The organism is Burkholderia pseudomultivorans, assembly GCF_001718415.1.
Taxonomy (GTDB): domain Bacteria; phylum Pseudomonadota; class Gammaproteobacteria; order Burkholderiales; family Burkholderiaceae; genus Burkholderia; species Burkholderia pseudomultivorans_A.
Window position 1 is genome coordinate 2,565,400 of the sequence record NZ_CP013378.1, and the last position, 15,087, is coordinate 2,580,486.

13 protein-coding genes are annotated in these 15,087 nt (G+C 67.9%); 9 read left to right on the plus strand and 4 right to left on the minus strand.

The window, feature by feature from the left end; translation table 11 throughout:
- Window positions 1-123 precede the first annotated feature (123 nt).
- Together WS57_RS24165 and WS57_RS24170 are read left to right on the plus strand one after the other, a co-directional pair.
- Window positions 124-753: a glutathione S-transferase family protein gene (locus WS57_RS24165; RefSeq protein WP_059482504.1), complete on the plus strand. Its 630-nt coding sequence runs from the start codon at window positions 124-126 to the stop codon at window positions 751-753.
- Window positions 754-924: 171 nt separating this feature from the next.
- Window positions 925-1,122, plus strand: coding sequence for a hypothetical protein (locus WS57_RS24170; protein WP_069245474.1), 198 nt, complete (start codon window positions 925-927; stop codon window positions 1,120-1,122).
- A 130-nt stretch (window positions 1,123-1,252) separates the two neighbouring features.
- Here WS57_RS24170 and proP read toward each other — a convergent pair whose 3' ends face one another.
- Window positions 1,253-2,740, minus strand: coding sequence for a glycine betaine/L-proline transporter ProP (proP, locus tag WS57_RS24175; RefSeq protein ID WP_040127088.1), 1,488 nt, complete (start codon window positions 2,738-2,740; stop codon window positions 1,253-1,255).
- A gap of 508 nt (window positions 2,741-3,248) precedes the next feature.
- Here proP and WS57_RS24180 point away from each other — a divergent pair.
- A complete protein-coding gene (locus tag WS57_RS24180; RefSeq protein ID WP_059514507.1) occupies window positions 3,249-3,581 on the plus strand; it encodes a YnfA family protein in 333 nt (110 codons plus the stop codon).
- A 28-nt stretch (window positions 3,582-3,609) separates the two neighbouring features.
- On the opposite strand, the gene dnaQ is transcribed toward WS57_RS24180, so the two are convergent.
- Genes dnaQ through WS57_RS24195 form a run of 3 tightly spaced genes read right to left on the minus strand, consistent with a single transcriptional unit; the run spans window position 3,610 to window position 5,640 of the window.
- Window positions 3,610-4,344, minus strand: coding sequence for a DNA polymerase III subunit epsilon (gene dnaQ / locus WS57_RS24185; RefSeq protein ID WP_040127089.1), 735 nt, complete (start codon window positions 4,342-4,344; stop codon window positions 3,610-3,612).
- A 43-nt stretch (window positions 4,345-4,387) separates the two neighbouring features.
- The gene (gene rnhA, locus WS57_RS24190; RefSeq protein WP_009689084.1) at window positions 4,388-4,831 is read right to left on the minus strand and encodes a ribonuclease HI; all 444 of its coding nucleotides are present in this window, start codon (window positions 4,829-4,831) and stop codon (window positions 4,388-4,390) included.
- The gene (locus WS57_RS24195; RefSeq protein ID WP_040127091.1) at window positions 4,828-5,640 is read right to left on the minus strand and encodes a class I SAM-dependent methyltransferase; all 813 of its coding nucleotides are present in this window, start codon (window positions 5,638-5,640) and stop codon (window positions 4,828-4,830) included. The genes rnhA and WS57_RS24195 overlap by 4 nt, the downstream gene beginning before the upstream one ends.
- 18 nt (window positions 5,641-5,658) lie before the next feature.
- On the opposite strand from WS57_RS24195, the gene gloB reads away from it, so the two are divergent.
- From gloB to carB, 6 genes are all read left to right on the plus strand, one after another.
- On the plus strand, window positions 5,659-6,465 hold the full coding sequence (gene gloB, locus WS57_RS24200; RefSeq protein WP_059514489.1) for a hydroxyacylglutathione hydrolase: 807 nt from the start codon (window positions 5,659-5,661) through the stop codon (window positions 6,463-6,465).
- 151 nt (window positions 6,466-6,616) lie between these two features.
- Window positions 6,617-8,197, plus strand: coding sequence for a transglycosylase SLT domain-containing protein (locus WS57_RS24205; protein WP_040127093.1), 1,581 nt, complete (start codon window positions 6,617-6,619; stop codon window positions 8,195-8,197).
- Window positions 8,198-8,334: 137 nt separating this feature from the next.
- Complete coding sequence (locus WS57_RS24210) at window positions 8,335-9,552, plus strand: MFS transporter (RefSeq protein WP_059601131.1); 1,218 nt, start codon at window positions 8,335-8,337, stop codon at window positions 9,550-9,552.
- Window positions 9,553-9,906: 354 nt separating this feature from the next.
- Complete coding sequence (gene carA, locus WS57_RS24215) at window positions 9,907-11,052, plus strand: glutamine-hydrolyzing carbamoyl-phosphate synthase small subunit (RefSeq protein ID WP_009690099.1); 1,146 nt, start codon at window positions 9,907-9,909, stop codon at window positions 11,050-11,052.
- A gap of 26 nt (window positions 11,053-11,078) precedes the next feature.
- Window positions 11,079-11,750 carry a leucine efflux protein LeuE gene (leuE, locus tag WS57_RS24220; RefSeq protein WP_009690098.1) on the plus strand — a complete coding sequence of 224 codons (672 nt, stop codon included), beginning with the start codon at window positions 11,079-11,081 and terminating at the stop codon, window positions 11,748-11,750.
- Between the two features lie 49 nt (window positions 11,751-11,799).
- Window positions 11,800-15,054: a carbamoyl-phosphate synthase large subunit gene (gene carB / locus WS57_RS24225; RefSeq protein WP_009690097.1), complete on the plus strand. Its 3,255-nt coding sequence runs from the start codon at window positions 11,800-11,802 to the stop codon at window positions 15,052-15,054.
- The last annotated feature ends 33 nt before the right edge of the window (window positions 15,055-15,087 follow it).

Below are 15,087 nucleotides of genomic sequence, written 5' to 3' on the forward strand. Positions count from 1 at the left end.
TACGACGCGCCGGCCGCGCGACGGGTGTCGCGCGCTGCGGCGGGCACGCGCACGCGGCGCTAGGCGCGCACGCGCGACGCTGCTACAGTCGTCGGTCCCATTCCCTCAAGCGGAGCGTTTGCGATGAAGCTGATCGGCATGCTGGATTCCCCGTTCGTGCGCCGCGTCGCCATTTCGGCGAAGCTGCTCGACCTGCCGTTCGAACACGAGCCCCTGTCGGTGTTCCGTCACTTCGACCGGTTCAGGACGGTCAATCCGGTCGTCAAGGCGCCGACGCTCGTGACCGACGACGGCGCGACGCTGCTCGATTCGTCGCTGATCGTCGACTATCTCGACCACCGCGTCGCGCCGGAACGGCGCCTGCTGCCCGACGCACCCGATGCGCGGCTGCGCGCGCTGGTGCCGGTCGGCTTCGCGCTCGCGGCGGCCGAGAAGACCGTGCAGGTCGTCTACGAGCAGATGCTGCGGCCGACCGACAAGCAGCACGAACCGTGGCTCGAGCGCGTGCTGAGCCAGCTCGAGGCCGCGTATGACGCGCTCGAGCCGCTGGTCGCGGCCGCGCACGGCTGGTTCGGCGGCGCGCGGCTGCTGCAGCCGGACGTGACGACGGCGGTCGCGTGGCGCTTCACGCAGTTCATGGCGGCCGATTTTGCGCCGCTCGCGCGGATCGATCCGGCCCGCTATCCGGCGCTCGCCGCGCATTCGGCGCGTGCGGAGGCGCTGCCGGCGTTCGTCGAGACGCCGCTCGACTGAAGCGACGACCGGGCCGGCGGCGCAGGCTGGCGGTGCGCGCAGGCGCCGCCACCCGGGCGCCGTCGATTGTTCTTGGGCGCTGACAAGTGACTTCGCTTTCCTGCGGTTTATCCGGATGGCGGCGATCCCTAGAATCCACTCCATCGAATAGCGCATTGCCAGATGGAGTCGATGATGAAAGCCCTGATCGAATCGAGCCTGTACCACCCGTCCGTTCTGCTGCCGCTGGCCGCGCTGACGCAGCTGATGGTCGAGCGCGATTTCAATCTCGGCCAGGTCGGCCTGATCGTGGCCGCGCGAGGCGCGCAGGCGGCCGTGGCGCGCTCGCGCGCACTGATCTTCTGCCGGCACTGCGAAGCGCACGCATGACGGCGCGCGCCATGCGCAGATGAAAAAAAGCCCGGCCGGCGCGCATGCGCCGATCGGGCGGATCCGAGGGCCGGGCAGCCGGCCACACGATCAGGCCCCGGTTCCCGCCGGGGCTTTTTCATTGCGGCGCTCAGGCGCGCGCGGTCGAGACGACGCCGTACAGCTCCGATTCGTCCTCGTCGCGCAGCTTGCGCACGAGCTGGTGCGCCTCGCGGCGCGTCGCGACGGCCGGCGGCGAGCCCTTCAGCGGCTGGCGCGCGGTTTCCGCGAGCGCGACGACCGACACCACGCCGATCACGGCGGCGCCCATCATGTAGTACGCGGGCATCATCAGGTTGTGGGTCGCGTCGACGAGCCACGCGGTCACGAGCGGCGTCGTGCCGCCGAACAGCGACACCGACACGTTGAAGCCGATCGCGAGCGCGCCGTAGCGGATCTCGGTCGGGAACAGCGCCGGCAGGGCGGACGGCATCACGCCGGTGAAGCACGACAGCAGCACGCCGAGGATCAGCAGGCCGCCGAATACCGACGCGGTGGTGCCTGCATGGATCAGCATCAGCGCCGGGATCGACAGCACCAGCAGGCCGACGCAGCCGGCCAGCATCACCGGCTTGCGGCCGACCCGGTCGGACAGGCGGCCGGCGGCGAGCGTCATCGGCATCATCAGCACCATCACGAGCAGCACCAGCACGAGGCTGTGCGATTCGTCGAAGTGCAGCGTCGACGACATGAAGCTCGGCAGGTACGACAGCACCATGTAGTCGGTGACGTTGAAGATCAGCACGAGGCCGACGCACAGCAGCAGCGCGCGCCAGTTGCGCAGCAGCGTCTCGCGGAAGCGCGCCTTCGGCACGGCCTTGTCCTGCGCTTCGCGCTCCTCGGCCTGGCGCTTGAACGCCGGCGTCTCCTCGAGCTTCATCCGGATATAGAGGCCGATCAGGCCGAGCGGGCCCGCGATCAGGAACGGCACGCGCCAGCCCCACGACAGCAGCGCTTCCTGCGACAGCGACGCGGTGAGCAGCGCGACGACGCCTGCGCCCATCACGTAGCCGATCAGCGTGCCGAACTCGAGGAAGCTGCCCATGAAGCCGCGGCGCTTGTCGGTCGAGAACTCGGCGATGAAGGTCGCGGCGCCGCCGTATTCGCCGCCGGTCGAGAAGCCCTGCACGAGGCGGGCGACCAGCAGCAGCACGGGCGCCATGATGCCGATCGACGCGTAGCTCGGGATCAGGCCGATCGCGAAGGTGCCGACGGCCATCATGATCATCGTCATCGCGAGCACGCGCTGGCGGCCGATGCGGTCGCCGAGCGGGCCGAACACCATGCCGCCGAGCGGGCGCACGAGGAACGCGGCCGCGAACGTGCCGAAGGTGGCCAGCAGCTGCGCGGACGGGCTGCTGGACGGGAAGAACACCTTGCCGAGCGTGACGGCGATGTAGCTGTAGACGCCGAAGTCGAACCATTCCATCGCATTGCCGATGGCCATCGCGCTGACGGCGCGCTTGAGCAGGCTCTGGTCGACGACGGTAATGTCGTCCGCGGCGAGCGGGGCCTCGCCGGTCGACGACGGGGAAGAAGAGACAGCGGTCGGGCTGACGTGTGTTGCGGTCAAGGTCATGCACTCCTTTGACTGCGCCGGAACGGGCGAGCCGTCCGACACGGTTTGCCGGCAAGCGCGGTGTCGTGTGCGGCGCGTCGGGGCAGGCCATTAAACGCTTACTGCGCAAGGGCTTGCTTCGACGCGGGCCCGATGGGCCGTCGCGACAGTGCGCTCATGAAGAATGGGCCGCGTGATGCTGGCGGCAGATGCCGGTGCGGACGAAGTCCGGCGTTCCGGCGGACGCCCCGGAAGGGCGACGAAACGAGAAAAAGCGAGCCGCTCGGGCGCGCTTCTCTGTGGATGCGATTCCGGCCGAAGCCCCGGCCCGCCACGGGCGGACAGACTTCGCCCAAAATCGAATGGGCAGAAATTGAATGTTGAAACAGGCGACATGATAGCACGATGACAGACGATCGTGCAAATTGCCGGGAAACGCCCGTGGGGCGGGGCGCGCTCCGGTATGATCGGCGGCGCGCGGCATGGCCGCGCAGGCCCGATGATGCGGGCCGCATTCATGGGGAACCGGATGACCGAATGGATCAGGATCGCGGCGCTGTTCGCCGCCACCGCGCTGGCCGAAATCGTCGGCTGCTACCTGCCGTGGCTCGTGCTGAAGGCGGGCCGGCCCGTGTGGCTGCTGGCGCCGGCCGCGCTGTCGCTCGCGCTGTTCGCGTGGCTGCTGACGCTGCATCCGAGCGCGGCGGGGCGCACGTATGCGGCGTACGGCGGCATGTACATCGCGGTCGCGCTGATCTGGCTGCGGACGGTGGACGGCGTCGCGCTGACCCGCTGGGACGTGGCCGGCGCGGCGCTCGCGCTGGCCGGGATGGCCGTCATCGCGCTGCAGCCGCGCGCGTGAGCGCGGCCGCAGGCGCGGCGCTGCTGCGTCAGGCCGCTTCGGCGGCGTCGGCCGCGGCCGCCTGGCGCCACACGCAGGTGCCCTTGACCGACTTGTCGAGCTCGTCGAGCTGGGTCTGATGCGCGGCAAGCTCGTCGTCGCTCGCGGCCAGCACGGGCAGGTCGAGCGACGCGAGCGACACGCGCTGGCCGCCGCCCGCGCCGCCGTCGGCCGCCTCGTCGTCGAGCATGTCGATCACGAGGCTGTCCTGTCCGCGCGTCATCGCCAGATACACCTCGGCGAGCAGTTCCGAGTCGAGCAGCGCGCCGTGCAGCGTACGGTGCGCGTTGCTGATACCGAAGCGGTCGCACAGCGCGTCGAGCGAGTTGCGCTTGCCGGGGAACATCTGCTTGGCCTGCACGAGCGTGTCGATCACGCCGCCGCAATGCTCGGTGAACGGCGGCAGGCCGAGCCGCGCGAACTCGGCGTCGAGAAAGCCGAGGTCGAACGGCGCATTGTGGATGATCAGCTCCGCGCCCTTCACGAAGTCGCGGATCTGGTCGACGACTTCCGCGAACTTCGGCTTGTCGCTGAGGAATTCGGTGGTCAGGCCGTGCACCGCCAGCGCGCCCGGATCGCTGTCGCGCTCGGGGTTCACGTAGATGTGCAGGTTGTTGCCGGTGAGCCGCCGGTTCAGCAGCTCGACGCAGCCGATTTCGATGAGGCGGTCGCCCGTGCGGGGATTCAGGCCGGTGGTTTCGGTATCGAGAATGATCTGGCGCATGTCGGATAAATCGGGAGAAACAGGGCAGGGAGGCGGCCCGCGGTCAGGCCGCGAGCGATTCGACGCCGCGATTGGCGAGCGCGTCCGCGCGTTCGTTTTCGGGATGGCCCGCGTGGCCCTTCACCCAGCGCCACTCGACCTCGTGCTGCACGACGAGCGCATCGAGCCGCTTCCACAGGTCGGCGTTCTTCACCGGCGTCTTCGCCGCGGTCATCCAGCCCTTCTTCTTCCAGCCGTGGATCCACTCGCTGATGCCTTTCTGCACGTACTGCGAATCGGTATGGACGATCACGCGGCACGGCCGCTTCAGCGCTTCGAGCGCGGCGATCACGCCCATCAGCTCCATGCGGTTGTTGGTCGTGTTCGGCTCGCCGCCGAACAGCTCCTTCTCGCGGTCGCCGAAGCGCAGCAGCGCGCCCCAGCCGCCGGGGCCGGGATTGCCCTTGCAGGCGCCGTCGGTATAGATGTCGATCGTGTCGATGGTCATGAGTGTTCTTGATGGGTGGTCGGGGAGGCCGCCGGCGTCAGGCCCGGCGCGAGCACGGGCTTCTTCACCTTGATCGGGCCGACGAGGCGCATGCCGCGCACGCGCTTGACGGCCGTCACCATGTAGACGGCGCCGAAGATCGGCCACCAGCGGTCGCCGGCGGCTTCCATGAAGCCGTAGCGGGCGAGCCATTTGTCGGTGGCGAGCGGCGGCCGGTAGCAGCCGAAGCGGCCGCGCTCGAGATCGAAGCCGAGCAGCTTGATCCAGTCCTTGAGCCGGATGAAGGCGATCTGGTCGCGCGTGGCCGGCACGAACGGCCGGTTCGCCATGCGCCCGAAGGTTTGCCGCATGCCCCACAGGCTCAGCGAATTGAAGCCGGTGATCACGAGCTGGCCTTCCGGCATCAGCACGCGCTCGGCCTCGCGCAGCAGCCGGTGCGGGTCGGACGTGAATTCGAGCGTATGCGGCATCACGATCAGGTCGACGCTCTGCGACTCGAACGGCAGGTCCAGCAGGTCGCACCAGGTCGTGCTGCGATCGGCCGGCGCGTGCTGCGGCGCGTGCGCCGCGCGCGCCCACGGATACTGGAACGGCGCGCTCGCGCCGCTCGCCGGATCGAGCACGAGGCCGCGATACGGCATGCGGTTCTCGCGCAGCGCGTCGAGCTGCGGCAGCCCGAGCTGCAGCGCGTGAAAACCGAACACGTCGGACACGATGCGGTCGAGCTGCGCCTGCTCCCAGCCCAGCACGTAGCGGCCGGGAGGGGAGTCGGTCCAGGCTGGCCAGTCTATAATTTGTCGGTCAGACATAGCGATGATTACGCGCCCATGAACGAGCTGGAATACGTGCCGGTACCGGCATTCGAAGACAACTACATCTGGCTCGTGTCGGACGGCCGCGATGCGATCGCCGTCGATCCGGGTGAAGCCGCGCCGGTGCGCCGCGTTCTTGCCGAACGCGGCTGGCGGTTGACCGCTATTTTACTCACGCACCACCACGCCGACCATGTCGGCGGTGTCGAGGCGCTGCGCGCTGGCCAGCCGGACGATCTTCCGCTGCCCGTCTACGGCCCTGCCGCCGAGGGGATCGGCGTGGTCACGCAGCCGCTCGCGGGCGGCGCGCGCGTGACGCTCGCCGCGCCGGCCGCGCACTTCGACGTGCTCGACGTGCCGGGTCACACGCGCGGCCATATCGCTTACTTCCAGCCCGCCGGGCAGGGCGCGGCGGTGCCCCACGTGTTCTGCGGCGACACGCTGTTCTCGTGCGGCTGCGGCCGCCTGTTCGAGGGCACGCCCGCGCAGATGCTCGCGTCGCTCGACGCGCTCGCGGCGCTGCCGGGCGACACGCGCGTGCATTGCGCACACGAATACACACTGTCGAACATCCGCTTCGCGCTCGCCTGCGAACCCGGCAACGCGGCACTGGCCGCGTGGCGCGACGAAGCGCAGGCGCTGCGCGCGCGCGGCGTCCCGACGCTGCCCACTACGATCGCGCACGAACGTGCCGTTAACCCGTTCATGCGTGCGGACAGCGAGGCGATCCGCGCGACGCTCGAGGCCGAACTGCACGAAACGGTGCCGGACCGTCTCGCGGCGTTTCGGCTGCTGCGTGAATGGAAAAACCGGTTCCGATGAGCATTTCCGGAGGACTCCAAAGCTCAAGCGGAGTCTGTAAAAATTGCTCCAAATGTAGGATTTGGCTGAGTTTTCGGTGTTTTTATTGACGTGAAGCACGCACTTCCGTAGTATCGCCTGCAATTTCCAGCCGTCGGAAGCCGAGATTTTCATGCGACTTATATTGAGTGCGCTGATGGTCCTGCTACTCGCCGCTTGTGCGAGTCAGGGCCCTGTCGCCAACAACGCCGCCGATTCGCAGGCGACGTCCACCTACCTCCGTAAATCCGCCACCGCCAAAGAAACCGTCGACGTCGACAAGCAGTCCGTCGGCGATCTGACCAGTGCCGACAGCGATCTCTGGGCGCGCATCCGCCGCGGCTTCCAGATGCCCGACCTGCAGAGTGACCTCGTCGACATGCAGACGACGTGGTACACGCAGCGTCCCGATTACGTGCAGCGCATGACCGAGCGCTCGCAGAAGTACCTGTATCACATCGTCGAGGAGCTCGAGGCGCGTCACATGCCGACCGAGCTCGCGCTGCTGCCGTTCATCGAATCCGCGTACAACCCGCAGGCGCTGTCGGTCGCGAAGGCGGCCGGCATGTGGCAGTTCATGCCCGGCACGGGCCGCACCTACAACCTGAAGCGCAACATGTGGCAGGACGAACGGCGCGACGTGCTCGCGTCGACGAGCGCCGCGCTCGACTATCTGTCGCGCCTGCATGACATGTTCGGCGACTGGTATCTCGCGCTCGCCGCGTACAACTGGGGCGAGGGCAACGTGCAGCGCGCGATCGCGCGCAACCAGGCGGCCGGCCTGCCGACCGACTACCAGAACCTGCGGATGCCGAACGAGACGCGCAACTACGTGCCGAAGCTGCAGGCGGTGAAGAACATCATCGCGAATCCGCAGCAGTACGGGCTGACGCTGCCGGACATCCCGAACCACCCGTACTTCGTGACGGTCACGACGTCGCGCGACATCGACGTGTCGGTCGCCGCGAAGCTCGCGAACCTGTCGCTCGACGAATTCAAGTCGCTGAACCCGTCGTTCTCGAAGCCGGTGATCCTCGGTGCGACCGATCCGCAGATCCTGCTGCCATTCGACAACGCGGCGGCGTTCGAGAAGAACCTGAAGTCGTACGGCGGCCAGCTGTCGTCGTGGACGACCTACACGGTCAGCGAGCGCGCGCGGCCGGCGGCGATTGCCGAGAAGATCGGCGTCGACGCCGACACGCTGATGTCGGTCAACAAGATTCCGGCCGGCATGCGCCTGAAGCCGGGCTCGACGATCGTCGTGCCGCGCGGCGACGACGATGACGAGGACATCAGTGCGGACGTCGCGGAAAACGGCGTGCTGGCGATGGAGCCGGACGTGCCCGACACGCGCAAGATGCTGATCCGCGTGCGCCGCAAGCAGTCGATGGCGACGATCGCGAGCCGCTACGGCGTGTCGGTCGGCCAGCTGAAGGCGTGGAACCGCACGCACCGCGATCTCGCGATGCCGGGCCAGGCGCTCGTGCTGCACGTGCCGGTCGGCCGCGCGGTGCCGGCCGAGCCGGGCCCCGAGCGGATCGCGACGTCGGTCGGCGGCGGTCACATCGAGCGCGCGAGCCTGTCGACGGGCGGCAAGTCCGCCGCGCGCGGCGCGAAGCGCGGTGCGGCGAAGCCGGCCGCGCGCACGACGCGCGCCGCGCCCGCGAAGGCGGCGCCCGCCAAGGCCGCCGCACACAAGGGCAAGAAGAAATAACGCGGCTGCCGGCGCGATGGCAGCCCGCCCGGGCTGCGCGATTGCGCTATCATCCGACGAAAACGCCGTCACCGAGGTGACGGCGTTTTTGTTTGCATGCGGCGCGCAGCCGCTGCTTTATCCGATCGGGAGGGGTGATGTCGTCGGTGCAGGTGAGGGTGCTCGCGCTGTTTGCGCTCGGCTATTTCGTGTCGTACGTGTTTCGCGGCGTCAATCTCGGCTTCGCGCCGTTCGTCACGCACGAACTCGGCCTGTCGGCCGCCGATCTCGGCCTGCTCACCAGTCTCTACTTTCTCGGCTTCGCGGGCGCACAGATTCCGGCGGGCGTGATGCTCGACCATTTCGGCCCGCGCCGCGTGACGGCCGGCATGCTGCTGTTCGCGGCGGCCGGCGCGGCCGTGTTCGGCGCCGCGCACAGCCTCGGCACGATGATGATCGGCCGGCTGCTGATCGGCGTCGGCGTGTCGGTGTGCCTCGGCGCGGCGTTCAAGGCGCTCGCGCAGCATTTCCCGGTCGGCCGGCTGCCGCTCGTCAACGGCCTGGTGATGGCCGTCGGCGGCCTTGGCGGCGTCGCGGTCGGCTCGCCGCTGACCTGGCTGCTCGGCTGGACCAGCTGGCGCGCGATCTGCGGCGGCCTCGCGGTGCTGACGATCGTCGTCGCGGCCGCGATCGGCTTCGGTGCGCCCGAAGCCGCGCAGACGCGCCACCAGGGCGGCCTCGTCAGCCAGTTCAAGGGCACCTGGCACATCCTGAGCAGCCGCGCGTTCTGGAAGATCGCGTCGTTCTCGGTCGTCACGCAGGGCGTGTTCTATGCGATGCAGTCGCTGTGGGTCGGGCCGTACCTGCGCGACGTCGCGGGCTTCGATGCGCAGCATGCGGCGCGCCTCGTGTCGGTGCTCGGCTTCGCGATGATGGCCGGCTGCGTCGGCTTCGGCGCGGCGGCGCGCATGCTCGAACGGCGCGGCGTGTCCGTCTATGCGTTCTGCGGCGTCGGCATGATGCTGTTCGTCGCGACGCAGCTCGCGATCGTCGCGCGCGTGCCGCTGCCGCCGGCCGTGCTGTGGGCCGCCTACGGGATGTTCGGCGGGGTCGGCATCCTGACCTACGCGGTGATGGCCGGCCATTTCCCCGCGCACCTGATCGGCCGCGCGAACACGACGCTGACGCTCGTGATCTTCCTGCTGATCTTCGCGTTCCAGATCGGCGTCGGCGCGGTGCTGTCGCACTGGCCCGCGGTCGACGGCCGTTATCCGCCGGCCGCGCACCTCGCCGCATGGAGCGTGCTGCTCGCGCTGCAGGCCGCGAGCGCGGTCTGGTACGTATGGCCGTCGCGCGGCGCTGGTCAAGCGCACTGATCCGGCGGTACGCTGGCGGGTAAGGCGCCCGCGAAATCGGGGCGCAAGCGCCTGCGCGCCACGGCGCGCGCACGATCGGACGGCCATATCGATTGAAGAAGGGGCCATTTTCGGGCTATAATTTGAAAGTTTGTGCTGATCAACCTCGCACCCTAGCGCCTACCTTACTCATCCCGTTCATCCGCCGCACGCCGCCTGCCGGGCGATGCCGCGAAGCCTCGTGCGCCACGCGCCGGGTTCGCGTGCCGACCCCTCAGACAGCGTCCCGCAAGCGACCGCGCGCGTCCACGCCGCGCGGCGCCCGCGCGGCAGGGTAGACAGGTCGGCAGCAGGGTGTTCCCCAAGGAGCCTCCCGTGTTGCCGTCTTTTTCTCCCGCCTTGCTTGCACTCGCCGACGGCACGGTCTTTCGTGGTTATTCGATCGGGGCCGAAGGCCATACGATCGGCGAAGTCGTGTTCAACACCGCGATCACCGGATATCAGGAAATCCTGACTGATCCGAGCTACGCGCGCCAGATCGTCACGCTCACCTATCCGCATATCGGCAACGTCGGCGTCAACGCCGAAGACGTCGAAGCCACGAAAGTCCATGCCGCCGGCCTGATCATCCGCGACCTGCCGACGCTCGCGTCGAACTTCCGCATGGATCGCACGCTCGGCGATTACCTGCGCGACGAAGGCGTCGTCGCGATCGCCGGCATCGATACGCGCAAGCTGACCCGCATCCTGCGCGACAAGGGCGCGCAGAACGGCTGCATCCTGGCCGGCTCCAGCGACGAAGCGAAGGCGATCGAACTCGCGCGCTCGTTCCCGGGCCTCGCCGGCATGGATCTCGCGAAGGTCGTGTCGACCGCCAAGCCGTTCGAGTGGAAGCAGACCGAATGGCGCCTCGGCAGCGGCTACGGCATGCAGGAAGCGCCGAAGTACCGCGTCGTCGCGTTCGACTTCGGCGTCAAGTACAACATCCTGCGCATGCTCGCGGAGCGCGGCTGCCACGTGACGGTGCTGCCCGCGCAGGCGAGCGCGGAAGAGGCGCTGGCGCTGAATCCGGACGGCATCTTCCTGTCGAACGGCCCCGGCGATCCGGAGCCGTGCGACTACGCGATCGCGGCCACCCGGACCTTCATCGAGCGCGGCGTGCCGACCTTCGGCATCTGTCTCGGCCACCAGATCATGGGCCTCGCGGTCGGCGCGAAGACGCTGAAGATGAAGACCGGCCACCACGGCGCGAACCACCCGGTGAAGGACCTCGCCGACGGCCGCGTCGTGATCACGTCGCAGAACCACGGCTTCGCGGTCGACGCCGACTCGCTGCCGGCCAACGCACGTGCGACGCACGTGTCGCTGTTCGACGGCACGCTGCAGGGCTTCGAGCTGACCGACAAGCCGGCGTTCTGCTTCCAGGGCCACCCGGAAGCGTCGCCCGGCCCGCACGACATCGGCTACCTGTTCGACCGTTTCACCGCGCTGATGGACGCGGCGAAGCAGCGCACGGCCTGAACGGCTGAAGCAAGGAGGCCCGCATCATGTTCGGTCACGCACTCGGCATCACGGATATCTGGACCTATGTGTTCGGCGTGATCTTCATCATCCTGCTGCCGGGACCGAATTCGATGTACGTGCTGTCGCTCGCGGCGCAGCGCGGCGTGAAGGCCGGCTATCGCGCGGCCTGCGGCGTGTTCGTCGGCGACACGGTGCTGATGGTGCTGTCCGCCGCGGGCGTCGCGTCGCTGCTGAAGGCGAACCCGCTGCTGTTCTCGGTCGTCAAGTACGGCGGCGCCGCGTATCTGCTCTACATCGGCGCCGGCATGCTGCGCGGCGCGTGGCGCAAGCTGCGCGCGAGCGCCGATGCGCCGGACGAAGCGCCGCGCGCGATCGACGGCGAGCGGTCGTTCGACCGGCCGTTCCGCAAGGCGCTGATCGTGAGCCTCCTGAACCCGAAGGCGATCCTGTTCTTCATCTCGTTCTTCATCCAGTTCGTCGACCCGGCATTCCCGCATCCCGCGCTGTCGTTCGCCGTGCTCGGGGCGATTGCGCAATGCGCGAGCTTCCTGTACCTGAGCACGCTGATCTTCGCGGGCGCGCGGCTCGCCGAGCATTTCCGCCGCCGCCGCAGGCTCGCGGCGGGCGCGGCGAGCAGCGTGGGCGGCCTGTTCATCGGCTTCTCGGTGAAACTCGCGCTCGCCACCATGAGCTGAGCGCAGCCGGCCGATCCACGACAACGATTACTTATTGAATTCACAAGCCATGCCAAAACGCACAGACATCAAAAGCATCCTCATCATCGGCGCCGGCCCGATCATCATCGGCCAGGCGTGCGAGTTCGACTACTCGGGCGCACAGGCATGCAAGGCGCTGCGTGAGGAGGGCTACAAGGTCATTCTCGTCAACAGCAACCCGGCGACGATCATGACCGACCCGAACACGGCCGACGTGACCTACATCGAGCCGATCACGTGGGAAGTCGTCGCACGCATCATCGAGAAGGAGCGCCCGGACGCGATCCTGCCGACGATGGGCGGCCAGACCGCGCTGAACTGCGCGCTCGACCTGCATCACCACGGCGTGCTCGAGAAGTTCGGCGTCGAGCTGATCGGCGCGTCGCCCGAAGCGATCGACAAGGCGGAAGACCGCCAGAAGTTCAAGGACGCGATGACCAAGATCGGTCTCGGCTCGGCGAAGTCGGGCATCGCGCACTCGATGGAAGAAGCGACCCAGGTGCATGCCGAGATCATGGCGTACACCGGCGGCAGCGGCTACCCGGTCGTGATCCGTCCGTCGTTCACGCTCGGCGGCTCGGGCGGCGGCATCGCGTACAACCGCGAGGAATTCGAGGAAATCTGCAAGCGCGGCCTCGATCTCTCGCCGACGCGCGAACTGCTGATCGAGGAATCGCTGCTCGGCTGGAAGGAATACGAGATGGAAGTCGTGCGCGACCGCGCCGACAACTGCATCATCGTCTGCTCGATCGAGAACCTCGACCCGATGGGCGTGCACACCGGCGACTCGATCACGGTCGCGCCGGCGCAGACGCTCACCGACAAGGAATACCAGATCCTGCGCAACGCATCGCTCGCGGTGCTGCGCGAGATCGGCGTCGACACGGGCGGCTCGAACGTGCAGTTCTCGATCAACCCGAAGGACGGCCGCATGGTCGTCATCGAGATGAACCCGCGCGTGTCGCGTTCGTCGGCACTCGCGTCGAAGGCGACTGGCTTCCCGATCGCGAAGGTCGCGGCGAAGCTGGCGGTCGGCTACACGCTCGACGAGCTGAAGAACGAAATCACCGGCGGCCAGACGCCGGCGTCGTTCGAGCCGACGATCGACTACGTCGTCACGAAGATCCCGCGCTTCGCGTTCGAGAAGTTCCGCGAGGCCGATTCGCGCCTGACCACGCAGATGAAGTCGGTCGGCGAAGTGATGGCGATCGGCCGCACGTTCCAGGAGTCGTTCCAGAAGGCGCTGCGCGGCCTCGAAGTCGGCGTCGACGGTCTCGACGAGAAGTCGACCGACCGCGACGAGATCGCGATCGAGATCCACGAGCCGGGCCCGGACCGCATCTGGTATGTCGGCGATGCGTTCCGCATCGGCATGACGGCCGAGGAAATCTATGCGGAAACCGCGATCGACCCGTGGTTCCTCGCACAGATCGAACAGATCATCCTGAAGGAAAAGGCGCTCGCGGGCCGCACGCTCGCGTCGCTGACCTTCGACGAGCTGCGCTTCCTGAAGCAGAGCGGCTTCTCCGACCGCCGCCTCGCGAAGCTGCTCGGCGCGACGCCGGAAGACGTGCGCCGCCGCCGCGTCGAGCTGAACGTGCGCCCGGTCTACAAGCGCGTCGACACCTGCGCGGCCGAGTTCGCGACGAAAACCGCATACATGTACTCGACCTACGAGGAAGAGTGCGAGGCGCAGCCGACCACCAACAAGAAGATCATGGTGCTGGGCGGCGGCCCGAACCGGATCGGCCAGGGCATCGAGTTCGACTACTGCTGCGTGCACGCGGCGCTCGCGATGCGCGAGGACGGCTACGAAACGATCATGGTCAACTGCAACCCGGAAACGGTGTCGACCGACTATGACACGTCCGACCGCCTGTACTTCGAGCCGCTGACGCTCGAAGACGTGCTCGAGATCGTCGACAAGGAAAAGCCGGTCGGCGTGATCGTCCAGTACGGCGGCCAGACGCCGCTGAAGCTCGCGCTCGACCTCGAGGCGCACGGCGTGCCGATCATCGGCACCTCGCCGGACATGATCGACGCGGCCGAAGACCGCGAACGCTTCCAGAAGCTGCTGCAGGACCTCGGTCTGCGCCAGCCGCCGAACCGCACCGCGCGCGCCGAGGAAGAAGCGCTCGCGCTGGCGGCCGAAATCGGCTATCCGCTGGTCGTGCGCCCGTCGTACGTGCTCGGCGGCCGCGCGATGGAAATCGTCCACGAGCCGCGTGATCTCGAGCGCTACATGCGCGAGGCCGTGAAGGTGTCGAACGATTCGCCGGTGCTGCTCGACCGCTTCCTGAACGATGCGATCGAGTGCGACGTCGACTGCATCTGCGACGGCGACGCGGTGTTCATCGGCGGCGTGATGGAGCACATCGAGCAGGCGGGCGTCCACTCGGGCGACTCGGCATGCTCGCTGCCGCCGTATTCGCTGTCGAAGGAAACGGTTGCCGAGCTGAAGCGCCAGACCGCCGCGATGGCGAAGGCGCTGAACGTGGTGGGCCTGATGAACGTGCAGTTCGCGATCCAGCAGGTCCCGCAGGCCGACGGTTCGAAGCAGGACATCATCTACGTGCTCGAAGTGAACCCGCGCGCCTCGCGCACGGTGCCGTACGTGTCGAAGGCGACCAGCCTGCCGCTCGCGAAGATCGCGGCGCGCGCGATGGTCGGCCAGAAGCTCGCGCAGCAGGGCGTGACGCAGGAAGTCGAGCCGCCGTACTTCAGCGTGAAGGAAGCGGTGTTCCCGTTCGTCAAGTTCCCGACCGTCGACCCGGTGCTCGGGCCGGAGATGCGTTCGACCGGCGAAGTGATGGGCGTCGGCCGGACCTTCGGCGAAGCGCTGTTCAAGTCGCAGCTCGCGGCCGGCTCGCGCCTGCCGGAGTCGGGCACGGTGCTGCTGACCGTGATGGACGCCGACAAGCCGAAGGCGGTCGAAGTGGCGCGCATGCTGCACGACCTCGGCTATCCGATCGTCGCGACCAAGGGCACGGCGGCCGCGATCGAGGCGGCCGGCGTGCCGGTGAAGGTCGTCAACAAGGTGAAGGACGGCCGTCCGCACATCGTCGACATGATCAAGAACGGCGAGATCGCACTCGTGTTCACGACGGTCGACGAAACGCGCCAGGCGATCGCCGATTCGCGCTCGATTCGCATGAGCGCGCAGGCGCACAAGGTCACGTACTACACGACGATGTCGGGCGCCCGCGCGGCCGTCGAGGGCCTGCGTTACCTGAAGGATCTGGAAGTCTATGATTTACAAGGTCTTCACGCTCGCCTAAACTAAGCGGTCAGTTACCTGTCGAAGCAACACGTGCCG